Below are 23,555 nucleotides of genomic sequence, written 5' to 3' on the forward strand. Positions count from 1 at the left end.
CGTCGCACTTCAACCTTGAGCCGGTCCCACATCAAATAAGGACCATACTCTAAATACCCTGCGAAGCTGGATATATCATCATTTTCGCAAGCTTCAAGATCCTGCTGAAATACTGATCCCACAACCGTGGGGGAGTCATTCACGTTCTTCCCAAGCTGACTCCAATATCGGTGGAAGAACTTCGGTCATCGGATACGCCGCTAGTCCCTTTTTTATAATTGGTAGGTCATGTTCAAGACGCAAGAAATCATAGTCTGGTAAATTGTATCTAGACTGATACCTTTCCAAATCAAATCCCCCAACGATCACCTTGCAGTATTCAAAAACATTGCTTGGCATAATTTTAGTTTCAAGCATTTTTTTAGAAAGTGCAACCCAATAGATGGGACATTCCGCACTAATACAGCCGAATGATCGCCAACCCTCATTTATTATTTCCCAAATTAGAGAAACCCTAAGCGAGTCATCCCCGCTTTTAACTGTTTGAACCGACCAAGCTGTCTCAAAAAATCCATTCAGATATTCAAGCATCGAACGATAAACAGGCCTGGCCGATGGAAAATCATAAAAATTTTCCGCACTCAATTCCCTTAAAGAGTTATCAGGAAACATCATTTATCCTTTCTAGGAACAACTGGCAGCCCCGGTGCAGCAGGCCATTTATAGCGGTTTAAATCGGGAACTAATACATTTGATTTTACACCACTATCAATAACTGTAATTTCACCATTGCCGTGATAAAGGCGGACCTCCATATTGGGGAAGATTTCCGAGAAAGTTCTTCGCATTAAATCCGTGCAACTATTACAAGGGGACCTTTCCGTATAAATACTAATCTGCCCAGCAACCGTCCGATTGCCAACATTTCTCTGGGCGAAAGCCTCGAGAATTTTAAACTCTGTATCATAGTACCTCGGGATACTTCCCTCTTGGGAAATATCCTTTAAGATCATGTTTTCTGCCGGAGGCAAACTTGCGAAGCCGCTCTTCGCGGAAGCGGGGTCGTTACCTACGCGTGAACTTGCACGCATTTGCTCGGTTGATTTCCCGTACACACTGATCTCTGCTGCCGCCACATTCCCAATGGGCTTGCCTCCCTCCCCAACCAATTCGGGCAAAGATGCGCGCGCAGCTTCTGTCTGTTGTCGGAGCTTGAAGTAAGTCTCCGAAAAGTACGCCGCGTCGTCACGGCTAATATTATTATTAATTCGGGCGACGTTCTGCGCTGCGAGGTATGCCTCAGCATCTGCTTGCGAAACGAGTTTTGCGGCGACCAGCGCGTCGAGACTTTGTCCAGTCTTCTGAACAATTGCCCCGATAGCTCCAAATGCTAGGACACTGCCCCCGCCAATTACGGCACCGATTGCTGCTTCACGGACGACCTTTACTCCATTGACCTCGCCGCTATCAATGTATTGATCAGTCGCACTCGACGCACCTCCCACAATCGCCCCACCGACCAGCGCCCCACTAACGCTCACCGGGGCCGTCACCGCCACTCCCACTGCTATGCCCGCTTTGACAGCATCTTTTGCCTGCTCCTTCTTTAGGGCGGCGGTGTACGCGTCAAGTTGCGCTTGATCTGCAGCATCAAGGCCAAATCGAGCGATGTTGTCGGTACTCTGACAGGTCGCGGCCGGGCAGTCAGCCACAGCCAAACGGAAGGACTCCCCGTTGGCGGTCTTCATCTGATAGTTAAGCCCACCGCTTTTCGACGTAGAAGTAGGCACGGTATAACTGGGCTTCGATGAAACGAGGTCGTAGTATGGCGAGTTAGCTCCCCCTGTATTAGCTCGAATATATGCAGCGAGATCTGGTTCTACGTATGACGGATCTAACGAACTATTATTTCGATTTATCTGAACAAAAGTCTTGCCATTGTCGCCTGTGGTGAATGGTGCGCCAGAGTCATAGAAAGCATTCGGCACAGCGGGGTCGCGGACCACCATTCCTGCGGTAATATCCTCCTTATATTCACTATTCCCACTGTTTCGCATCGCATCTTCGATCTGCTGCTGCGTGTATTTACCCCCGCTCTTCTTCGCAAGCTCCGCAGCCTTCTTCCGTTCGGCCGGGTGCAGCTGCCGATTGTTGTAATCCTGATTCAAACCCGCCGCAGCACCGTTGAATCCCCCACCAGCGATCGCACCTGTTCCAGTAGCCAGCGCGCCACTCGCCAGAGTCGACAGCGCTTTCGCCCAATTGTTGGCTCCTGTCTCGTCGCCACCTAATCCCGCATCTTTGAGTTTCTGCGCAACCGCAGCCTGGAAGTCATCCAGTCGACCGGCTGCAGCGGCACTTCCCGCTGCTCCGAGAGCGCCGTTGAGATCGCCGGTCAGCGCTCCAACCACAGCGTGGAGTGCGACTCGAGAGGCGCCCCCCTCCATCCATTGGTCGTAGGTTTCCTGTTGCTGCGCCATGACGGCAACAGCATTCGCCCTCATTTCCTTCGCTACGGTCCTCATTGAGGGGTCTGCGTTAGGGTCATCCAACACAGCTTGGGCGGCATCCCTTTTGAGCTTCGCCTCGTCGTAAGGTTTGGTCTTCGACGCAGCAAAATCCCCCACCTCCTTCGCCGCCTGCGCCCCAAACTCCGCCACGATCTGCGCATTCACCTTCACCTGCTCGGCCAGCTTCTGCCCATCCCAGCCCTGCGCGAGCTTTCCAGCCGTCGCATCGTTGGTCGCGCCTCGGTCCAGCTTTTCCAGCACCGCTTGACTGGAAGCATCCCCGCTGGTGATCGTCGTCACCCCCGCACTGATCGTGCTCTTGGTCGTGCTGCGCTCCTCCCCGCTGTCCTTGTACGCACCGGCCATCCCGCCGCTGGTCCCCGCGCTCACCGTCACCGCGCTGGCGCTGTACTGGCTGCGGTTGTCGATGTCGCTGGTGGTCAGCGTGCCGGTGCTCAGACTGTTTTTGCCCGCATCGATTGCCGCCTGGCTGCTGGTGATGGCACCGCCCTTGAGGTCGGTGTTGCCCTTCACCTCCACCTGGAACCCACCATCCCCCGCCCGGATGCCGGCCTGCGTACCAACTGCCGCATAGTCCGCATCCACCTTGGACTTGCTGTAGTTCGCGCTGCCGCCAGCGCCGTACCCCACCGTGACGCTGCCGCCCACGGTGCTGCTCTTGCTGTCGAACTTCGCCGTGTCCTGCTGGCTCTCGATCTGCAGATCGCCGCCCACCTGCGCCTTGACGGTGGGCGCGGTGACGACCGCCCCCTGCAAGGTGGTGTCGCCGCCGGACTGCAGCGTCACGCTGGTGCCGCCCTTCACCTCGGTGGCAGTGAAGCTCTTGTCCACGCCGTCGGAGTTGCCCTTGGTCACGCTGCCGCTGGCGGTGAACCCGAACTTGTTGTCCGCGCCCAGTTGGAAGCCCACGCCCACCGAGGCACTGCTGCTCTTGTTGCTGCTGTGCTGCTCGCTGGTGTTGGTGGCAGCCACCAGGTTGATGGCGTTGTCCGCCTTGATCAGCACCTCCTGACCTGAGAGCGATCCACCCCGCACGGTGACGTTGGACGCCTGGCTCCCACCCGTGGCGACGAGGCTGAGCTTGTCGCCCGCCAGGATGGAACTGCCTGCAGCCTGATCCGAGGTGCTGGCCTGCTGACTCGTGCTCTTGCTGCTGCCCACCGACACATTGAAGCGAATGCTCTGCTTCTGGGCCTCGCTGCTGAGCTGCTCGAAGTTGGCGATCTCCTTCTGGGCCTGCATGGCCTTGGAGATCGCCGTCGCGGCCGCCAGCGCCTTCATCCGGTCGTCTTCGGTCTGAGTGACATGCTCACCCGCCTTCACCGCTTCCATCGCGGTGGACACGCCGGGAATGCTCAGCGAGACCGTCACCCCGCTCTGCTTGAACTTCGTCTGCGTGTCCTGCGCCTGCTGGTTGCGCGATTCCAGGACATCAATACTCTTGCCCTGGATGCTCACATCCCCGCCCGGCGCAGCGATGTCCGAGCCCACCTGCCGGTAGGCATTGCCCGCGACGATGGACACATCTCCGCCCACGCTGGCCACGGTCGAGCCTGAGTTCGTCTCCTGCGTCGTCTTGGTCGTCTGCGCCAGCGACTGCTTGCCGATGCTGAAACCAATGCCGCCGCCGCTCATCAAGCCGGACTTCACCGTCTTCTTGAACTGCTCGGTCTCCAGTGTGTTGGTCGCCCCTTCGATGCTGATGTCCCGCCCCGCCTGCAGCGCAGTGCCCGTATCCGACACCACATTGGCCGCCACTAGCTTGAGGTCCTGCCCCGCCAGCACATCCACCGTATCGCCAGACACCGTGGTGCCGATGGCGGTGGTCTCATCCGACTTGTTGTAGGTCGTGGTCGTCTTCTTCTTGACGACGCTCTTCTTGGTCTTCTGGGTCATCTGTTCGATGACCTGGTTGGCCTCGCCCGCCAGCAGCGACACATCGCGGCCGGCGGCCAGCGTCACGCCGGCATCGCTGCTCTTGAGCGCCGCAGCGGTGGCCGTGAGGTCCTGACCGGCTTTGAGCACGACCACGCCCTCGCCCTGCACCGTGGTGCCGACGTCCTGCGTCAGGCTCTCCTTCTTGAAGTTGGTGGCGTTCTTGATCTCGTCACGCGAGCTGGCAATCTGCACCGTGCTCAGCGTCAGGTCACGCCCGGCCTGGATGACCACCCCGCCGTCCGTCCCCTTCCCGTCTTGCCCTTGCGTGATCTGCGTCGCCTGCAGCGACACATCCCGCCCGGCCTGCGCCACCATCACGCCACCGGCACTCAAGGTGGCCACCTGATCCAGGATGGTCGCCTTGGTCGTCACATTGCCGCGCTGCAGCGTGCCGCTGGCGGTGCTGCTCTCCATGACGATGTCCCGTCCAGCGGTCAGGCTCATGTCGCCGGTCGATGCCAGCGTGCCGCCCAGGTTGCGCAGATCCTCCCGAGCGCTCAGCGCCAGGCTGGTGCCCCGCACATCGCCCGCATTGGCGATGTTCTGGGCCGTGATGGCCACATCCCCGCCGCGTACCGAGCCGGTGTTGTTGAAGTCCCCGCTCAGCGCCATCTCCACCCGATTGCCGGCGATGAGCGCCCCGCTGGGCAGCAGGTCCCCGTCACGCGGCACCAGATAGACCTGCGGCACCAGCACACGTTGCGTCGTGCCGTCGGCCAGCGTCACCGTCTGCTCCACCAGCCAGACGAGGTCGGTGGTGAGCTGCGTCATCTGCTCAGCCGTCAGCGCGATGCCGGGGCGCAGTTCATGCGCCTTGGCAAAGCTCGCGCCGTTGCTGAGCAGCGCGCGGTACATCGCCTCGTCGTCGGCATAGCCTTCCAGGAAGGTGGTGCCGGTGAGCTGACCGATCTGCTCGCGCACCAGGCGCTGCTCGTAGAAGCCGTCGCCCAGGCGCTTCTGCGTGGTCGCCGGATCCACGGCAAGCTGCTGCAGCAGGTAGTCGCTCGAGAGCCAGTCGCGGTAGTTGGCAAAGCGAGGATCGGTTTCGATCAGGTAGCGCGAGGTGGGTTCGGTGTGCAGCTTGAACAGGCTGTTCGTGGGCAGCGTGAGGTTGGCCCCCACGCTGTGTGCCAGGGGCTTGCCGTTGAACGTGGCATTGGCGCTGTTGAGCGTCACCAGCCGGCCCGTGCCGGGCCGGTCCTGTGCCGTCGTTGCGCCGCCGGTGCTGACCGCTTGCGCCACAGCCGCCGCCTTGGCGCGACCGTCCGCATCCGCCCCCACCACTGCGGCGGAGGCCTCACGCAGCATCGCGATGAGGCCGGCACGGCCGGACTGCTGTGAGGCCGATGCGCTCACGCCGCCTTGGCCGGCCTGTGCCGCGTTGACCGCTTGCGCCGACGCTTCACTCCCTGCGCGCCACGCGGTGTTGACCGATGTGTTGGCAGGCGCCCCATTCGCCGCGTTGACCTGGCTGAGCATCCGGGTGACGAGCCCACTCAAGCCGCTGCCACCGCTGGCGTTGGCCGCGCTGCCGCCCTGTGCTTGCTGAGACGACGCGCCTCCGCCGGTACTGACGGTTCCTGCAGCCGATCGCACCGAGGGCTTCACGCCCGCGGGGGCGTAAGCCGTGGCAGTCGTGGGCAGGGTGAGCGCCAGTTGGCGCTGCGTGCCGGTCGACGAGTCCCAGGCGCTGACGTAGTGCGTCACGTTGTTGACCGCCGCGCCAGTGATGGCCACGCCGTCAGAGCCCACCACCACGCTCATGTCGTTCGTGATGGTGCTGCCGGTGACGCTCAACCGACCGCCCACCATGATCCGACCCGCTGCGCTTTGGGTCACCTCGGTGCGGTCGCCGGTGGCGCCGAGGTTATCGATCAGCCGATGCGTGGGATGGGAATCGAAGTAATCGCTGAGCGCCTGGTCGGGCGACCGGCCCTTCAGGTCCACCACCGCGATGTGGTCCTCAAAGGCCTGGTTCTCGATGGAATAGGTGAAGCGGAGCTTGCCGTCCCCAGTGGCGGCCGTCCACATCAGATACGGATTCAGGTTCTGAATCGTCCCCGATGTCATCGACAAATCACCCCGCGCCTCGATTGTCGCGCCGCTGTTGAGCACGCTGCCGGCGTGGATCAGCATGTCGCCGCCGCTGCTGATGAAAGACTTGCTGGCCAGGTTGCCCAGGCCGGTGCCCTCGCCGGTGCTCAGCCCGTCGTAGACCGTGCGGTTGATCAGGCCGTTGCGGGTGCTGATCTCCAGCCACTGGCTCGACTCGATGGTCGCGTTCTCGTTGAGCAGGCTGTCGGCCACCAGCCGCATGCCGCCGTCTGCGTACATCAGCGCGCCGTTGCGGTTGATGAGGTCGCGGCTCAGTTGCACGTCCAGGGTGTTGCGCGCCGCGATCACTGCGGCAGCGCCCCCCTCCTTGTCGTTCACCAACTGGCCCGCCGTCAGGACGATGTCCCCACCGTAGATCCGACCGCTGCCCAGGTTGAGCAGGCGGTCAGCGGTCAGGCCGACGGCGTCCCCGTCGATGAGACCGCGGTTGGTCAGCGTGCCGCTGGCGTTGAGCAGCGTCACCGTGCCGCTGAGCTCGCCGCTGGCCTGGTTGTCGATGCTCGATGCCCCGATGGACAGCGTGCCGCCGCTGCGCAGCGTGCCCTGGTTGGTGAAGGCGCCGGAGACCGTCAGCACCGTGTTGCCAGAGGACTGCAGCTGGCTGCCGGCGCCGTAGGTGAAGTCACCCGCCAGCGTCAGACTCAGGCTGCCGCCGCTGCTGATCTGGCCCGCCACGCCGCCGGTGAGTTCACGCACGCCGACGCCCATCGCCGCACCCGACCAGATGCGGCCCGAGGCGTTGTTCAGGGCCAGCGCAGACGCCGAGGCGGCGCCCCCGTCGCCGATGGTCTGCCGGCCCACCGCACCCAGCTGCCCGTTGGCGTTGTCCAGCGACTGACCCACCGTCAATGCCAGATCGCCGCTGGCCAGCACTTGGCCCGCGCGGTTGTCCAACTGCGTCGCGATGAGGCTGACATTGCCGCCCTGCAACCCTTGCCCGGTGCCCGAGGTGTTGTTGTTGTCGATGCGGCTACCGCCTCGCAGCGTCAGCGTCTGGCCGCCGTAGATCAGACCGCGCTGGTTGAGGACCTGCTGAGCGGTGGCATCGAGCGTCTGCGCCCCGATGAGTCGACCGCCTTCGTTGTCCAGCGTCCCGGCCACCTTGGCGGTGAGCGCCGTGCCGGCGGACAGCTCCGCCCGGTTGGTGAGCTGGCTCGCGTCGATCTGTGCGCTGCCGGCCGCACTGATGCCCGCTTCATTGACCAACGCGCCGGCATTGAGCGTCAGATTGCCCTGCGCGTGGATCCCCGTGGGCGTACCCGCTACTGTACCGGTTGCGGACCGTGCATTGCTCAACGTCCCGCCCTGCGTGCGCAGCGTCAGATCGCCAAGCGACTGCACCAGCCCGCCCGCGTTGTCAAAAGCCCCGCTCACCGAGCTTAGCGACTGGCTGGCCAGCATCTGGCCGTCCCGGTTGTTGAGCGCCAGGCCTCGGGTGTCCACCGTCAGCACCGTGCCGGAAAGCTCGCCCTGCTGATTGGTCACCCCCGACCCGATCACCGACAGCGCCTGCGCCGCCTGCACCCGCCCTTGTGTGTTGTCGATGGCCCCGCCGCTGCGCAGCGTCACCGCGCCTTGCAGGCTGCCGATGCGGCCGAGCTGGTTGCCGACGGCGCTGGCATCGATGGTCAGGGCGCGCTGCGACACCAGGCTGCCGCTGCCGTTGAGCAGCTCCGCCGTGCTTTGCACCGTGAGCGCCCCATCCGCACCGGCCCAGCCGCTGCGGTTGTCGATGCGCCCGGCGGTCAGCGCCAGATCGCCACCGGCACGGAGCTTGCCGCCCTGGTTGTCCAGCGTGCCGTCCACTCGCAGCGTGGCCGCGCCATCGCCTTGCAGCAGGCCGTTGGAGGCATTGATCAGACTGCCGCTGTGCACCTCCAGCGTGCCCGCACTGGCGACCGTGCCGGCGCTGTTGTTAAGCTGGCCGGTGACGTCGATCGTCGTGGTGCCGGTGCTCAGCAACTGGGCGCCTTGATGGTTGAGCGACGACGCTGTCAGCGTCACCCCGCTGGCCTGCGTCTGGGCCTGGCTCAGGTCGACTGCGCCCATGGCCCGCAGCGTCAACTGTCCGTTGGTCAGCACCTGGCCCGCGTGGCCTTGCAGCGTGCCGACGCGCAGCGTGGTGGTGCCCGCAGCGGCTTGAGCGAGGCGACCCAGCGTGTTGTCCAGAACCTGGGCGTCCAAGCTCAGCGTGGCACCGGTGGCCTGGATCTGGCCCGACCGGTTGTTGAGCGTGCCGCCGACCACGGCCGTGAAGGATCCCGTCGATCCGGTTTGCGCCACCTCACCGCCGACGTTGCGCCAATCCTGCGCGCGAATGTCGATGTTCGATCCGCTGAGTTGAGCGCCATCGGTGACCAGGACGCCCTGCGCGCTGGTCAGCGACAACGCACCGGCGCTGGCCAGCACGGCGCGGTCCAGCTGAAGAGGGCCACTCGATGCGGTCAAAGTGGCTTGCGCAGCTTGGAGGCGGCTGTCCTGCAGTAGCAGCGAGGCACCCGAGAGCGTCATCGTGCCCGCAGCGAGCATCGAGCCGCTGTTCTGCAGCGCTTGCTGCGCTCGCACTGTCAGGTCTCCGCTGGCCGCCAGCGTGTTGTCGGGCTTCAGGCCGGCCACCAACGTGCCGGTGCCGGACAGCGCCCCCACATCCACGGTCAGCGCGCCCTGCGCCGCCAGTGTGCCGGTGTGCTGCAAGGTGCCGCCCACCTGCACCGAGCCAATGCCCTGCGTGTAGATCAGGCCGCTGTTCTGCGCGTTGCCGGTGACAGTCAATCCCAGCGCGCCGACCGATTGCAGCGTACCGGCGTTGGCCAACTCGCCGCTGGTGAGGGTCAGCGCCCCCTGCGCTGACACCAGCCCCTGCCCGCCGTTGCTGAAGGTCGTTGTTGTGAGCTCGATGGCCCGCGCGCCGATCTGCCCGTCTCGGTTATCCAGCGCGCCGGCTTGCAGATGCAGATCCGCACTGCTGTGCAGGACGCCGCCGGTGTTGTCTGCACTGCCGGTGATCTGTAGGCGGGCATCGGCAACGCTGATGAGCTGGCCGGCTTGATGCTGCAAGCTGCCGGCGTTGAGCGTCACCGTGGCCGCCTGGGTCTTGGAGCCGTTGAGCAACGCGTTGCCGACCACATCGAGAGCGAGCGCACCCGCGCTCAGCACCTGACCTTGTGCGCCGCTGAGATCGCCCACCTCCACGTGCAAGGCGCCGCTGCCCGCGTGGGTCAGGTTGCCGCGCGTGTTGACCAGCTCGGTCGCCCGCAGCGTCAAGTCCTGCGCGTTGGCGGCAATGACGCCGTCGGTGTTGTCGATGCGACCCTGCACCGTCGCGCTCAGGCTGCCTGTCGCGGAGGTCTGCGCCAGTTGGCCGCCGATGTGGGTCCAGTCGGTCGCGCGAAGCTGCACCGTGCTGGCGCTGAGCGTGGCCCCGCTGGTGATCAGCGCGCCCGCGCTGTCCAGCGTCAGGACGCCTGCAGTGACCACCTGCGCTCGGTCCAGGCGCAGCTCGCTGGTCTGAGCGCTCTGCGAGTTCTGAGCGCCTAGAGCGTTTCGGGCGATCAAATCAATCTGCTGCGCCAGCACCCGGCTGTCCTGCAATTGCAGCGAGCCCGCCGTGGCGCTCAGGCGACCGGCCGCCGCCAACTGCCCGCTGTGTTGCAGCGAGTCGGTGACGCGCAGCGTCAGGTCCCCGGTGCTGGCCCAGGTGTTGTCGGACTTCAACCCCGCAGCGATGAGCCCGCTGCTGGCAATGCGGTCCGCCTGGACCTCCACCGCGCCCAGCGCAGCGAGCGTGCCGGTGTGGGTCAGCGTGGTACCGGCATGCACCGACAACGGACCTTGGGCATAGACCTGACCGCTGTTGGTGACGGGGCCTGTGGCGTTGAGCGTCATCGCCGCGCCAGCCTGCAGCGAGCCAGCGTTGGCGAGCTGTGTGACATCAACGCTCAGCCCTTGCCGAGCCGCGATGAGGCCCTGGGCGCCGTTACTCACCGAACCGCCGGTCAATCGGATGGCCGTTCCGTCGATCTGCCCGTTGCCGTTCTCCAGCACCGCCGCCTGCACCTGCACGTCGCCACCGCTTTGCAGCAGTCCACCGACGTTGTTGACGGCATTGGCGACCGAGACCTCCAGCCCGAACACGCCGATCATCTCGCCGCCCTGGTGGTTGAGGCTGCCCGACGTCACCGAGACACGCTGGCCTTGCGTCTTCGCTTGCGACAAGTCCGCCGCACCGGTCACTGTCAGCGTCAGCGCGCCGTTGGTGAGCAGCGAGCCGCTGGCGCCATTGAGCGTGGTCGCATCCACCGCAAGGTGACCTGTGCCCGCATGCACGATGGCGCCCTGCGCGTTGTCGAGCGTCTGCGCCCGCACGGCCGCGTCGGTCGCGTTGGCGTGAATCTGCCCGGTGGCGTTGTCCAGTAGGCCTGCCACCTGGATGTCCAAGCGTCCGGCGGCTGACGTCTGGGCGATCTCGCCACCCGTGTTGCGCCAGTCGGTGGCGGTGATGGTCACGTCGCTGCCGCTGAGCTTGGCGCCTTCGGTGTGGAGCGTGCTCTGGCTGGACAGCGCCAACAACCCGGCCGTGGCGATGGTCGTTCGGCTCAACTGAAGCTCGCCCGTACGCGCGCCGATCGTGAGTTGCGCGGCCTGCAACTGGCTGCTGCGCAAGTCCACCGTCTCGCCGTCCAGGGTGAGGCGGCCGCCCGCCAGCGCCGCGCCGCTGTGCTGCAGCGCTTGCGTGGCATGCAGCGTCAGATCGCCTTGTGCGCCGATCGTGTTGTCCGCGAGCAGGCCGGCGGCGAAGGTGCCGCTGCTGTCGATGCGTGTGGCGTCCACCGAAAGCGCGCCCTGCGCTGCCATAGTGCCGCTGTGGCGGAGCGTCCCGGCCTGCATTTGCAACTGGGCTGGGGCTGATGAGTCCTGTGCCTGACCTTGCGCTTGGGCCTGACCCTGCTGCTGACCCTGTGCCCGCATCAGCCCGCTGTTGTCCAACACCCCGGTGGTGCGCACCAGCAGATCGCCGTTGGCCTGGATGCTGCCGGCGTTGGTGAGCTGCACGCCGTCCAGGCGCAGCGTGCCGGCGGTAGCAGCGATCACGCCGTCGCCCGCGTTGTCCAGCGTCGTCGCCTGGATCTGCATGGATCGTGCAGTCACCTGGCCGTCGCGGTTGAACAGCGACTGGGCGTTCAGATCGAGCAGCCCGCCGGCGCTGAGCAGCCCGTCCTGGTTCTGCAACTGGCCCGTCTGCACCCGCATCGCGGCGCCGCTGGTGGAGAGCACCCCACCGGTGTTGTCCAGCGATTGCGCGTTGATCGACGCCTCGCGGCTGTTGGTCTGGATCACACCGCTACGGTTGTCTAACTGGCCTGCCAGCGCCACCGTCCACGCGCCGTCACCGCTCACCGCCACCATGCCGCCCGCATTGCGCCAGTCCGTCGCCTGCAGCGACAACGACCCGCTACGCAGCGTCGCGCCCTCGGTGATGAGGAATTGCGTGGACTGCAATGTCACGCCATGCCCGACCGAGAGGCGGCTGCGGCTGAGGTCCAACTGCTGAGCGCTGAGCGCAGCGTCGGCCGCCAGCACTTGGCCTTGCAGCGAGGTCTGCACCGATGAGACCGTCAGCGTGCCGCGCTCCGCAATGCGACCGTCCGCGAGCAGACCGGCTGCCATCGTGGAGGTCGCCGAAGCCGTCAGTGCGCGGCCAGAGTGAGCCGACGCATCAACTTGCGATCCGAAGAGACCGGTGATGGACAGATCAGTCCCCGCCGTCACGCGCAGCGAGGTGCCTGCATAAACCGATCCACCAAGGCTGGCAGAGTCTGCCGTCGCAAGCGTCGCCGATGTTCCTGCACGCAGCACACCCTGGCTGTTGACCGTCCGCGCATCGATCGTGAGATCCCGCGCGGCCACGACGCTCGATGCGCCACCCGCGCCCTTCCCTTCGCTGTCTTGAACCAGCCCGCCTTGCAGCCTCAACTGCACATCCTGCCCGCTGACGAGCCCGCCCTGCTCCTGACTCAGCGAGGCCGCTTGAATCGACACCGCATCCCGCGCCGCGATGATCCCCGCCCGATTGCTCAGCGCACCTTGACCGGAGAGACTCAACCCGCCTTGCGCCGCCTGGAGCTGACCGCCATCGTTCTGGATGGACAAGCGCGCCTGCACGGCAAGCCCCGCATCCGCCAGCACCTGCCCGCCACGGTTGTCGAGGCTGTCCGCGCTCAGCGACGTGGCACCACTGCTGCGCACCACCGCCTGTCGCAGCGACAGCGCGCCCTCAGACTGCAGCTGAACGCTGCGGCCCAGCACGTCCGCGCTGTCGAGCTGCAGCCGGCCGGCCGACACCTCCAACGCGCCGTTGGCGCTGAGGGCGGCGCCTCGCAGATCGGCGTCCACCGCGCTCAGGCGCATCGTGCCGCTGCCGTAGTGTTCCAGGCGGGCTTGCACGCCGCTGAGTTGTGCGGCCGAGAGCACGAACTCCCGCCCATTGCTGGCGATGCGGCCGCCATCGGTCATCAGGCTGCCGCTCACCGAGACGGTCAACGCCTCGCTGCCCAGATGCAGCCATTCGCCGCGGGTGTTGTCCAGATCGGTCGCTGCGATCAGCAGTTGCTGCCCAACGAGGGACGCGCCCCGCGTGCTCAACAGACCGCCGGAGCGAAGGTCCAGCGTCCCGGTCGAGAAGAGCTGCGCGTTGTCGGCGCGCAGCGCCGCCGCGGACAGCTGAATGCGCGCCGCCTGGAACTGCGCACCCGCGGCATCGAATAAGTCGCCGGACGCCTGCAGCGCCGCACCGGCCAGCACTTGGCCGGCCTGGCGCGACAGGCCCTCGGCCGTCAGCGTGAGGTTGCCCGCGCCGGCGGTGAGGGTGCCGTCGTCATTGAGGCCAGCGGCCGTGACGCTGCCCGCTTCGCCCTGCAGTTGCCCGCCGCTGAGGGTGGCCGAGCCCTTGGCCGCCAGCCAGCCGGCATTGCGCACGCCCTGCGACATACGCACCGTGAGCGCCGCCTCGCCGTTGACGGGTGCGGCGTCTTGCGCATAGACGGTGCCGGTGTTGTCCAGCCAGCCCTGCGCATTGAGCGTGAGTTGCGCGGCAATCAGTTGGCCGGCCTGGCGCACCCCCAGGCCATCCTCGGTGCCGACCAGCGTGATGCGCTGCGCATAGATCCCGCCCAGCGCGGTGCTGTCCAGCGCATAGCGAGGCCGCTCGCCGGCGGGCGTCAACGTCTCGCCAGCGCCCAGCGTCGCATTCATCACCTGCGTGCCGGTGCCGATGCGCACGTCCTTGGCCCACAGGCCCGCATTGATTTCCACGGCGCGGGCCAGCAGCGCGGTGTAGTCGGTCTGGCTCGCGTCCAACCCCTGGCCGTCGATGCGGATCAAGCCGCCCTGCACGCCGAAGCCGGTGAGGCTGCCGTCCGCGCCCCAGCGCGCAGTGCCGGTGGTGAGCGTGGCGCTGCTGGCGTTGATGAAGCCTGCGCCATCGACCACGATGCCGGCCGGGTTGGCGATGACCACCTCGGCCCGCCGTCCGCCCACCTCCACGAAGCCCTTGAGCTGGCTTGGGTTGCTGCTGTTGACCTCGTTGAGGATGACCCGCGCCTCGCCCTTGGCCAGCCACGGATTGCCCTGCACCCAGCCGCCGAGTTGCGTGCTGGTCTCCACCCGCGAGTTGTTGAGGATGACGCCCGACGGGTTGACGTCGAACTGGCTGTAGGTGTTGCGCGAGACCCCCGCCGCACTCGGCGTCTGGATGTTGACCAGCGGCGTGCCGTTGGGCGCGGTGAGCACCGTGGGCTGCTGGTTCTTGGGCGCGGTGGCGTCGGGCTTGATCTGCGCTTGCGCGTCGGGCGAGAGCGTCAGCGCCGCAGTCAGCGCCATCGACATGACCATGGCCGCCACCAAGCCCAGCAGCGCCGGCGGGCCACGAGACACCGCAGGCACCGACGCCTCGGAGGTCAGCGCCCGGCGCGACGGGCCGTCGCTCTCGCCCGCGGCGCCCTTGCCCTGGCCGCGCACCGTCTCGGCCACCGCCATCAACTGGCCGCGTTGCTTGTTGAAAACGATTCGGTATTGGAGGCGGTTCATCGCGACAGACTCAGGTTGAAGCCGGCCACCACGCGGGCGGCGGGAAATTGAGAGGGTTGTTGCACCGGCGTGCCGGCAAACACATCCAGATAGACGCCCGGCGCACGCACCCGCGTGCCCAGCACCGCGCCCACCAGGCGCTTGCCCGCCAGGCGCTTGGCGCTCTGGCCGCTGACCACGCCCGCGTCCAGGCCCGTGTAGAGCGAAACATTGCCGGTGAGCGGCAGCTCGGCCTCGTTGCGCAGCAACATGCCGTTCTCGGCCGAGAGCGAGGTGTCGCTGCCGAAGCCGCGCACCGTGTAGCGACCGCCGATGGAGAAGCGGTCCTGCGGCGTCAGCGGACGCAGCGCGTATTGGCTCTTCCATTGCGTGCTGAGCTGCAGCTTGCGCTCGCCCAGCGGCACCGCGCCGGCCACGCTCACCTCGCCCTGCAGCAAGCTCATGCGGGAGCTGCCTTCGCCGAAGTCCTCCTCCGGCGCCCGCAGCGAATGGAAGGCGCCGGTACCCCGCTTCCAGCTCAATTCACCTTCGGTCTGCACGCCGCCGGCATTGCGCTTCAGGTTGATGCCGCTCTCCCAGCCGCCGACGCGTCGGCGCTGCACCTCGACCTCGGTGTCGTCGATGTAGTTGCGAGAGCCCCGGCCGAACAGCTTCACCCAGCCGTTGAGCTTGTACTGGCCGTCGCGCCACAGCATGTGGCTGAGCTTGACCTCGCCGTTGTTGCTGGTGCCGCGGTACACATAGTTCTGGTTGGCGCCGATCACGACCTGCCGATAGCCGCTGCGGCTGAAGGTCATGCTGATCAAGGAATGGCCCCAGGGCAGCGAGTAATGCAGCACGTTGCCGCCGGTGCCGGGCTGCGGCCCGTCGCGGTCCTTCAACCGGCGACTCACATCACCGGTGTCGCGATTGAGCGTCAGATAGAACAAGTCATTGAGCGTCAGTGCGTGGTCCAGCGAGGCCGTCAGCGCCAGCGGATAGCGACCGGTGGCGTCGCTGCCGCTGTCGTCCAGCGAGAGCTGCATGCGCCACTGGCGGCCGCCCTGGTAGCTCACCGCCAGATCGCTGTAGCCCGGCGCGGCGCTCTCGCGGGCCGGTTCGACCTGGATGTCCGCCTGCGCGCCGGGCACCCGCTGCAGGTTCTCCAGCGCTTGCTCCATGTCACGTAGGTTGAGCACGTCGCCTTCGCGGATCGGCAGCGCATTGAGCAGCCGCACCTGCGGCGAGGTGCCTTCCCGCAGCCGGATGCGGTGCACCCGGCCCGGGACCACCGTCAGCACCAGCCGCCCGGTGGACAGGTCCTGCGGCTTGGCCAGCACCCGCGTGGTGATGTAGCCGGCCTCGATGACCGCGTCCTGCAGCCGCGTCACCAGCGTGCCGATGCTCTGCGCGCCCAGGCAGCGGCCCAGCGGGGCATCATCGCCCTGCGGGCCGTCCAGCGCAGCGCGCAGGCGCGCCAGGGCGGGCAGGCCTTCCACGCCGTCGAGCTCGATGTGATCGATCTGGAAACACGGGCGCTCGTCGTCCCGCAACGGCTGCCGGGCGGGCGGCGGGCTGGCGCGCAGCCGCACATCGGGTTCGCGCTCCAGCGACTGACGCTGCTGGGCCTCCCGCTGCTGCTGCAGCTGACGCTGCGCATCGGGATCGACCGCACCCGGCGGCAAGGACTGACCCCAAGCGGCTGACACGCCGCCGCCCATCCCCACCCACACGCCGCCCAGCAACAGGACGGTGGTGGCGGTGCGCTTGGAACTTGCACGGATCCTGACCGCACGGGCCAGCACATGGAACGGAAACAACACAGCGGCGCGACGGACGCGCTCGCCTGGAAACTGCCTCTGCATGGACGCTCTCTTCTTGGACTCTCCCGAACCCAAGACCACGCCGCCATGCCGCGAAGTTCAGACACAGTCCGACCAAAGCCGGACCGGCAACCCCGCTATCTCTGCTCGCGTCGTTGAACAACGTCTTTGAGAGACCGGAGGCTTTGCGTCACCGGCTCGCGCCGGTTTTGCCCTGGGCCGCCAAACCGGCCCGCTGGACCCGTCTGGCGTAATGCGGCGGATCGTATCTGAACGTAACTAAATTGAAACGCGCCGCCGTGGGGTGATTGACTTCTGGCGACGCGTTGGCTAGCCGGTCCGTGGTTCGAGAAAGATGTCACACGGGAGCGATGGGTAGCCACCCACTGAGCGCTGGTTCGCAGCGCGTTGGTGAGATTTTGAAAGGGTCAGGCGTTGCTGATGTCACAAGTCCACGCGCCGCATCCGCATCAAGCGGTCCCTCTGGCGGCCTTCAACCCCGCCGTCTTGCCAGTCATCGCCGGCCGTCGGCTCGCGATTTCTTGCCGGTCGATCGGCACCAGGGGCGGCGATCGTTGAATCGTCGCAACAGGTGTGCGCGCATTGGGCGAATACGGTTCCTCTCCAACCAGGATGGATCTGGACGCCGCTGCGACGGCGATCGGACCCGTCCTCGTCAATGCCGTTCCCCGCTTTCGGTCAGACCGAACCCACACCATCGGCGCCTCGGTAGACTGGACATCTGTTGCCGCGCGGCAATGGCCGCCCGCATCTCGCCCAACGTCCAATCGGCCCTGACCGCCCCCCACCGCCCGACCCTGCCACCTCATCCGACCGCACCATGAGCGCCCCACCCCCTCTGCTGCTTCCGCCCCCCAGCCTCGAGGGCGTTGAACAGGTCGTTGCCGAGCCGCTGCGCTTCAAGGCCAAGCTGGCGATCGGCGAAGACGCCTACACCTCGCTGCGGATGATCAACCGCACCCGGGAGCTGTGGGACGTGCTGGGCGCCGCGGGCGCCGGCGCGGCGGTGGCCAAGACCGGCATGGCCGCGTCGATCCTGGGGGCCTCGGCCACGCCGATCGGCTGGGTGGCCCTGGCCGCACTGGCCTCGGGCGGCGCCTGCTACGGCCTCTACCGCCTGCTGGGCAACACCAAGGGCGCCCGGGTCATCGAGATTCCCAAATACCTGAACACGCCGCTGGACACCCTGGGCCTGGCAATCTTCGACCTGATCGCCCCGCTGTCGCTGCGGTTGGCCGCGGTTGACGGCGCGGTGGACGAGGCCGAACGCGCGTTCCTGGTTCGCCATCTGGTGGATGAATGGGGCCTGAGCCCGGCGTTCGTGAGGCAGGCGATCGCGGCGATCGAACCGCGCCTGGGTGAAGGATCGATCGAGGCAATGGCGCGTGAAGGCGCGGACTTCCTTCATCTGAATCCGGATTGCAACCACGCCGCCATCGCGCAGGACACTGCCGTTTTCCTGCGCGCCATGCTGGCGGCCGGCGGCCCGATCACGCCCCCGGAGGAGGACGCCCTGGCCACCGTCACCCGCTTGCTGGCCACGGCACCGCCCGGCGAGGTGTCCAAGGCCTGGGCGCAGGCGCGGCTCTATGCCGGCGGTGCGGCCGGCCAGGTGCGCACCGTGATCGGCGAGGCGGCCGACTGGACCCAGGAGCGCCTGCCCAAGGCGGAGCAACTGCGCGCCGGCGCGGACCAGGTGCGGGCGGGTGCCGGTGATGCGGCCCAGCAAGCCCTGGAGGCCGCCCGCAAGGCCGCCGACTGGACCCAACGCCAATTGCCCAGCGCCGAGCAGGTGCGCACCACGGCCACCGAGACCGCCGACCAGGCTCTGCTGGCCGCCCGCAAAGCTGCGGAATGGACGCAGGAGCGCCTGCCCACGCCGGAGCAACTGAAGACTTCCACCGCAGAAGCCGCCAGCGTGGCGGCCGGTGCGGCGAAGAAGGGGCTGTCCTGGGCCTTGGATCAGGCCGCGCGCGCGAAGACGCTGGCCGCTTCCGAGAAGCTGCTTCGGCGCAAGAAGCCCTCGGCGGAAGGCGAAGATTGATCGCTCAGGCGATCAGGTCGCGCGTATGGCTGCGCGTCCATCGGGCTTGATGGCGGCGCATGGTGTGACTTGATGGCGTCACCTGATGGCGGCGCCTATGGTGACCTGATGGCGGCCGCCTGGCGTGACCTGAAGGCGTGGCCAGGCGGGGTGATGGCCCCAAGGCGGCGCGAGGCAAGGCCTCAGCCCAGGTCCAGCTCGTCATCCATCTTGAGCTGGGTGGCCTTCGCGCCCATCGCGTCGGCCTCGGACTCCAGGCTCGAATCGTCGTTGATGGCGGTGCCGGCCATCTGCATGGTGGGCTGCACCCGTCCCTGGCGCTGTTGGACCACGTGCCAGGCCTCATGCGGCAGGTGCTGCTCCTGGCCTGACGCCAGATGGATGTCGTTGCCCTGCGCATAGGCCAGGGCGTTGAGTTGCGCCGGCTTGTCAGAATTGCGATGCACCCGGACGTCCGACATGTCCATGCCCGACAGCGACTCGATGCCGCTCTTGAGCTGGTTGGGCATGCCGGTGAGGTTGGGCGCCTCTTCCCGCTGACTGACGGGCGCCAGGCCACCGGGGGCCATGCGGGCCTGCAACGGCTCTTCCTCTTCCATGCCGGTTTCTCGCTGGGCGGCTTCGCCAAAGGCGGCATCGATTGCGCGCCGCTGCGCCAGCATGCGTGGGGACTGGCTGAAGTCCGACTCCGGCGCTGCGCGTTGCGCGATCGGCTCCGCATGGGCGGCTGCGACCGGGCCGTGCTCGACATGCGTCGGCGGCGCGGCGGCGGCCTCGCGTTGGGCCGGACGGCTGGGATCGTGACGGTCTTTCATCGAAGCGCTCCTTCATTCCTCGCGGCGGCACGGCCGGCGCGGTCCAGCCCGGGCCCGGGCGATGGCTCCTGAGCGGCAGCTTCGCATCGGCGCTGGCGGAGCACCATCAGCAAAATGCGGAGATCGCGGCGGAGGGACGCCGGATCCAGGCCCTGCGGGTGAGCACGGTGGGTGGCCGGCGTCGATACGCGAGGCGCAGCCCGCATGCACCTGGATTCGACGGGCGGATGGACGCCGTCGTCCGGCGACAGTGCGCTGCCAGGACCACCGGCCCGCCACAGGCGCCCGAAGATCAGACATCTGCTGATGGCCGGACCGACGATGCCGCCCTATCCTGATGCTGGCATGTCGGCACGAGGTCGATCTGCCGCTGCGCAGGGAGAGCAGGAATGGACCTTCTGGAACGCGCCACGGTCATGCACTTTCACCGTCACCGCATTGCGCTGCACGGCATTGACTCGGTGGAGTCGATGGGCTGGCGCGAGCCGGCCAGCCAGCGCGGCCGCTTCGAGACGATCGCCGCCGCCATCGATGCCGACCACAGCACGGTGCTGGATGTGGGCTGCGGCACAGGCGACCTGAAGCGCTTCCTGGACGAGCGCTTCAGCGGCGTGAGCTACCTGGGCATCGATCAGCAGCCCGAATTCATCGCCGCCGCCCGCGCCCGACATCAAGGCGACGCCAGCGCCGTCTTCATCGAAGGCAATGCCGATCGGCTGTCCTTGCCGCGCGCGGACCATGTCATCGCCTGCGGCCTGCTGGGTTATCGCAGCGCCAACCCGCGGCACCTGTTCCAGACCATCGCCCGGCTGTTTGCGGCAGCCCACCAGACGCTGGTGTTCAACGTGCTGGACCAGCGGCGATTTCCGGCGGATCACCCGCTGCTGGTCGGGCGGGATGTGGCGGCGGTGGACGCCTTCTGCCGACAGCTCTGTGGCGACGTCACCCTGGTGGAGGGCTATGCGGTGGACGATGCGACGTTTGTCTTGAGGCTGTGATCGAGCCCCGCGTCCCAATCACGGCGCATCGATCACGGATCACGGGACGCGGATCACGGAGCACGGAGCACGGCGCACCGCGCGCGGTGAGGCGTGCTCGGGTCCTCAAGCATCCGGCATCAGCTTCTGCGGCTCTGCCTTGGTCAGCATGCTGGAAAGGGAATGGGCCACGCCGGTGATGCCGTCGTTGGACAGGCCCGCATCCTTCATCACCGCATCGACGATGGGCTTGGCCAACTGATACTGAAGCGCGGAGTTCATGACCTGTTCCGGGAAGGTGGCGCCGCCGGATGATCCGGACGAACCCTCGCTGCCAGTGGTCCCCGCGCCCGGCATGCCGTTGACCTGGAAGATGCGGATCGAATCGATCTTCTCCATCGGGCGGACGGCCTGTTCCAGGATCTGCGGCAGTTGCTGCAACAGCAGGGTGCGCACCTGCAGATCGATCTGAGCGGCGGACAGGGTGTTCAGCGCCTCATTGATCGCGCGACGACCCTCGGCTTCTGCCAGCGCCGCGGCTTGCTTGGCCTGCGCCTCGATGGTCAGCGCCTCGGCGCGGTCCAGCGCGGCTTCCTTCTCCGCAGACGCCGACACCTTCACCGCGATCGCACTCTGCTCGGCCTCCTTGGAGGCTTCGATCAGCTGGATGTTCTTCTCACGCTCCGCCACCGCCACCTGGCGGGCCGTGGTCACCGCTTCCTCCGCCTTCACCGCATCCGCGCGCGCCAGGTTGGCAGAGGCGTCGGCTTCCGACTGCTCGCGCGACTTGGTGGCAATCGCAATCTGGGTGTCCTGCCGGGCGATTTCCACCTGCTTGCGCTGCTCGGCGCGTTGCATCTCAGTCTTGCGCTCGAGTTCGATCTCACGAGTCTGGATCACCAGGTTCTTTTCGATCTCGGCCGCCTTGATCTCGCGATCCGCCTCGATGCGCTTCTGGCTGACCTGACGCTCGGCCTCGATCTTGGCGGCCTCGGCTTGGCGCCCCCGCTCGGCCTGCTGCGAGGCGATCAGCGCCGCCTGTTCGGCGCGGGTGACTTCGATCTCGCGCTGCTGACCCAGGGTGGCGAATTCCTGGTCCTTTTCGATGTTGAGTTTCTGGCGCGTGGCATCCAGATTCTTGGTGCGGACCTGCACCTCGGTGTCCTGCTCCACATCGTTGCGCTGCTTGCGCCGCGCTTCGGTCTGCTCGGTCAGGCGGGTCAGGCCTTCGGCATCGAAGGCATTGTTCGGATTGAAGAACTGCTTGTCGGTCTGGTCCAGGCTGGTCAGCGACACGGATTCCAGCTCCAGGCCGTTCTTCTCCAGATCCTCCGCCACCGCGTTCTGCACCGCCTGGACGAAGTCGCGCCGCTTGTCCTGCAGTTCCTGGATGGTCATGGTGGCGGCGGTGGCGCGCAGCGAGTCGACGAACTTGTCTTCCACCAGCGCCTTGAGTTCATCCGGGCTCATGGTGCGGGCACCCAGCGTTTGGGCGGCGATGCTCACCGATTCCTCGGTCTGCTTGACGCGCACGAAGAAGGCGGCGGTCACATCCACACGCATGCGGTCCTTGGTGATCAGGCTCTCGCGCTCGCGCCGCAGCACCTCCAGCTTGAGGGTGTTCATGTTCACCAGCACCCGCTCATGGAACACCGGCAGCACGATCGCACCGCCGTCCATGATCACCTTCTGGCCGCCCAACCCGGTGCGGACGAACGCGGTTTCCTTGGTCGATCGCTTGTACAGGCGCGCAAAGATCAAGCCAATGGTCAGCAGCGCCAGGAACGCGATGCCGGAGATGATCAGCAGTTCAAACAGATTGCTCATGAACGTTTCACTCCCTCGATGGTGTGCGAGTTGTCGATTCGGCGTCGGACCTTGTCCGCGCATGGGTCTTGTTGTGGTGGCGTCGCGTCCGATCCCTTGGGCGATCGTGGGTGGACGCCCGATTGGTGCGGTTCCGGTTCTGGTTGCCGGCTACATCAGTGTGGGATGCGGATTGGCGATACAGCGATAGAACGCGCCGAGCTTGCTGACGATCAACACCTGGGCGCCTTCCTCGAACACATCACTCTCCAGGTCCGGCTCGACCATCAGATAGTGAGACCGGCCATGGATGTCCTTGACCCGTGCCTGCGCCGCCAGGCCTCGGCGCGCCGCGCCGGTCACGATCACCCCCACCCGGCCGATCAGGCTTTGCTCGCTGACGGCGCTGGACTCATCCTGCGGAATGATGTGGGCGATCAGGGAGCCCAGCCCCCGCACCGTGGCCAGTCCCGCAGGCACTGCCAGCACGCCAGCGGCCGCCGCGTACAGGTAGCCGCCGAACAGGCCGTTCATGACCAGTTGCAGGCTGTAGCCGAACACCGTGTAGCCGGTCAGAAAGAGCAGCAACAGCACCAGCACGGGCACCTTGCCCAGATGCAGCCAGCCGAGCACCCGGTCGAGCCCGCTGTCGCCGTCGATCTCGGGCAGCAGGTCGTCCAGCAAGTTGCTGGGGCTGAGCGACACCAGCATGCCCACACCTTCCAGCAAGGCCACCCCCACGATCAGGGCGAAACCGATGCCGAACGGCAGGTTCTCCGGCGCGGTGAACAGGCTCATGACCGCGACGCCTTCAGCTGCGCCATGCGCTCGGCGATCTTGTTATCGCGCACCAGATCGTCCAGCTCCTTGAGCTGGGCGGCCTGCTGCAGGCTGTTGCCGCGCGCGGTGCCGGAAAGCCCGGTCTGGCGCTCATAGACGCGGTCGAAGGCATCGGTCGCCTGACCGATGCGGTGAGCCGCATCGCTGCCCGCAGCGCCTGGCCGAGCGGTGGTACCCGACGCCGTCGCGGTGGCCGCGGCGCGACTCTTGCGGAACTCGGACAACGCGTCCTGCATCTCCCGCTTCTTGGCCAGCAGGGCCGCGACAAAGCCGGTCAGCTCCGCTTCCTGTCGGGCGTGCTCGGCCAGGGTGGTCTCCAGCACGGGCAACTGCGCCTCGATGTCAAGCTGGCGGGCGACCGCGGCTCTCGCCAGTTCGTCGCGTCCGTGGGCGATGGCCTCGTCGATCTGCGTCGACAGCGTACCGTGCAGTTGATTGAGATTGGCATGCTGCTGCTGCGCCAGATGGCGATTGGCAGCGACCGTACCCAGCTCGTGCCGCACCTCGGCGACGACGCCGTCTGCCTCGCGGATGGACTGCGCCATCATCGCCTCGGGGGCCTGGTCCTCCAGGCGGTCGAGGAACGCATGCACGCTGCCGGCGATCACGCGGCCGACGCGAGTCTTCAGGGAGTCGGACAT

Annotated in this window: 9 protein-coding genes and 1 riboswitch; of the genes, 2 read left to right on the plus strand and 7 right to left on the minus strand. The window is 66.3% G+C overall.

Annotated elements, in window-relative coordinates; translation table 11 throughout:
• Nucleotides 1–135 precede the first annotated feature (135 nt).
• From N4261_RS20565 to N4261_RS20575, 3 genes are read right to left on the minus strand one after another with little or no spacing between them, the layout of a single operon-like run.
• Complete coding sequence (locus N4261_RS20565; RefSeq protein WP_261757122.1) at nucleotides 136–612, minus strand: hypothetical protein; 477 nt, start codon at nucleotides 610–612, stop codon at nucleotides 136–138.
• Entirely contained in the window at nucleotides 612–14,609 is a 13,998-nt protein-coding gene (locus tag N4261_RS20570; protein WP_261757123.1) for a two-partner secretion domain-containing protein, read from the minus strand. The genes N4261_RS20565 and N4261_RS20570 overlap by 1 nt, the downstream gene beginning before the upstream one ends.
• A complete protein-coding gene (locus tag N4261_RS20575) occupies nucleotides 14,606–16,453 on the minus strand; it encodes a ShlB/FhaC/HecB family hemolysin secretion/activation protein (RefSeq protein ID WP_261757124.1) in 1,848 nt (615 codons plus the stop codon). The genes N4261_RS20570 and N4261_RS20575 overlap by 4 nt, the downstream gene beginning before the upstream one ends.
• Before the next feature lie 82 nt (nucleotides 16,454–16,535).
• Nucleotides 16,536–16,635: riboswitch (cyclic di-GMP riboswitch) on the minus strand.
• Between the two features lie 617 nt (nucleotides 16,636–17,252).
• On the opposite strand from N4261_RS20575, the gene N4261_RS20580 reads away from it, so the two are divergent.
• On the plus strand, nucleotides 17,253–18,476 hold the full coding sequence (locus tag N4261_RS20580) for a tellurite resistance TerB family protein (protein ID WP_261757125.1): 1,224 nt from the start codon (nucleotides 17,253–17,255) through the stop codon (nucleotides 18,474–18,476).
• Between the two features lie 182 nt (nucleotides 18,477–18,658).
• Here the strand turns inward: N4261_RS20580 and N4261_RS20585 are convergent, their stop codons facing one another.
• Nucleotides 18,659–19,291: an eCIS core domain-containing protein gene (locus tag N4261_RS20585; RefSeq protein WP_261757127.1), complete on the minus strand. Its 633-nt coding sequence runs from the start codon at nucleotides 19,289–19,291 to the stop codon at nucleotides 18,659–18,661.
• 389 nt (nucleotides 19,292–19,680) lie between these two features.
• On the opposite strand from N4261_RS20585, the gene N4261_RS20590 reads away from it, so the two are divergent.
• Nucleotides 19,681–20,289 carry a class I SAM-dependent methyltransferase gene (locus N4261_RS20590; protein WP_261757128.1) on the plus strand — a complete coding sequence of 203 codons (609 nt, stop codon included), beginning with the start codon at nucleotides 19,681–19,683 and terminating at the stop codon, nucleotides 20,287–20,289.
• Nucleotides 20,290–20,394: 105 nt separating this feature from the next.
• On the opposite strand, the gene N4261_RS20595 is transcribed toward N4261_RS20590, so the two are convergent.
• The 3 genes from N4261_RS20595 to N4261_RS20605 all read right to left on the minus strand — a co-directional run bounded on the left by N4261_RS20595 (nucleotide 20,395) and on the right by N4261_RS20605 (nucleotide 23,555).
• Complete coding sequence (locus tag N4261_RS20595; RefSeq protein ID WP_261757129.1) at nucleotides 20,395–22,095, minus strand: flotillin family protein; 1,701 nt, start codon at nucleotides 22,093–22,095, stop codon at nucleotides 20,395–20,397.
• Nucleotides 22,096–22,245: 150 nt separating this feature from the next.
• A complete protein-coding gene (locus N4261_RS20600; RefSeq protein ID WP_261757130.1) occupies nucleotides 22,246–22,872 on the minus strand; it encodes a YqiJ family protein in 627 nt (208 codons plus the stop codon).
• Nucleotides 22,869–23,555, minus strand: a complete 687-nt coding sequence (locus N4261_RS20605; RefSeq protein WP_261757131.1) for a PspA/IM30 family protein — start codon at nucleotides 23,553–23,555, stop codon at nucleotides 22,869–22,871. The genes N4261_RS20600 and N4261_RS20605 overlap by 4 nt, the downstream gene beginning before the upstream one ends.

The organism is Roseateles amylovorans (assembly GCF_025398155.2).
Taxonomy (GTDB): domain Bacteria; phylum Pseudomonadota; class Gammaproteobacteria; order Burkholderiales; family Burkholderiaceae_C; genus Roseateles; species Roseateles amylovorans.

What these genes read in the sequence shown, in the direction of transcription:
- N4261_RS20605 (WP_261757131.1), bottom strand. Translation starts at nt 23,555, where the DNA reads ATGTCCGACTCCCTGAAGACTCGCGTCGGCCGCGTGATCGCCGGCAGC.
- N4261_RS20590 (WP_261757128.1), top strand. Translation starts at nt 19,681, where the DNA reads ATGGACCTTCTGGAACGCGCCACGGTCATGCACTTTCACCGTCACCGC.
- N4261_RS20585 (WP_261757127.1), bottom strand. Translation starts at nt 19,291, where the DNA reads ATGAAAGACCGTCACGATCCCAGCCGTCCGGCCCAACGCGAGGCCGCC.
- N4261_RS20580 (WP_261757125.1), top strand. Translation starts at nt 17,253, where the DNA reads ATGAGCGCCCCACCCCCTCTGCTGCTTCCGCCCCCCAGCCTCGAGGGC.
- N4261_RS20595 (WP_261757129.1), bottom strand. Translation starts at nt 22,095, where the DNA reads ATGAGCAATCTGTTTGAACTGCTGATCATCTCCGGCATCGCGTTCCTG.
- N4261_RS20570 (WP_261757123.1), bottom strand. Translation starts at nt 14,609, where the DNA reads ATGAACCGCCTCCAATACCGAATCGTTTTCAACAAGCAACGCGGCCAG.
- N4261_RS20600 (WP_261757130.1), bottom strand. Translation starts at nt 22,872, where the DNA reads ATGAGCCTGTTCACCGCGCCGGAGAACCTGCCGTTCGGCATCGGTTTC.
- N4261_RS20565 (WP_261757122.1), bottom strand. Translation starts at nt 612, where the DNA reads ATGTTTCCTGATAACTCTTTAAGGGAATTGAGTGCGGAAAATTTTTAT.
- N4261_RS20575 (WP_261757124.1), bottom strand. Translation starts at nt 16,453, where the DNA reads ATGCAGAGGCAGTTTCCAGGCGAGCGCGTCCGTCGCGCCGCTGTGTTG.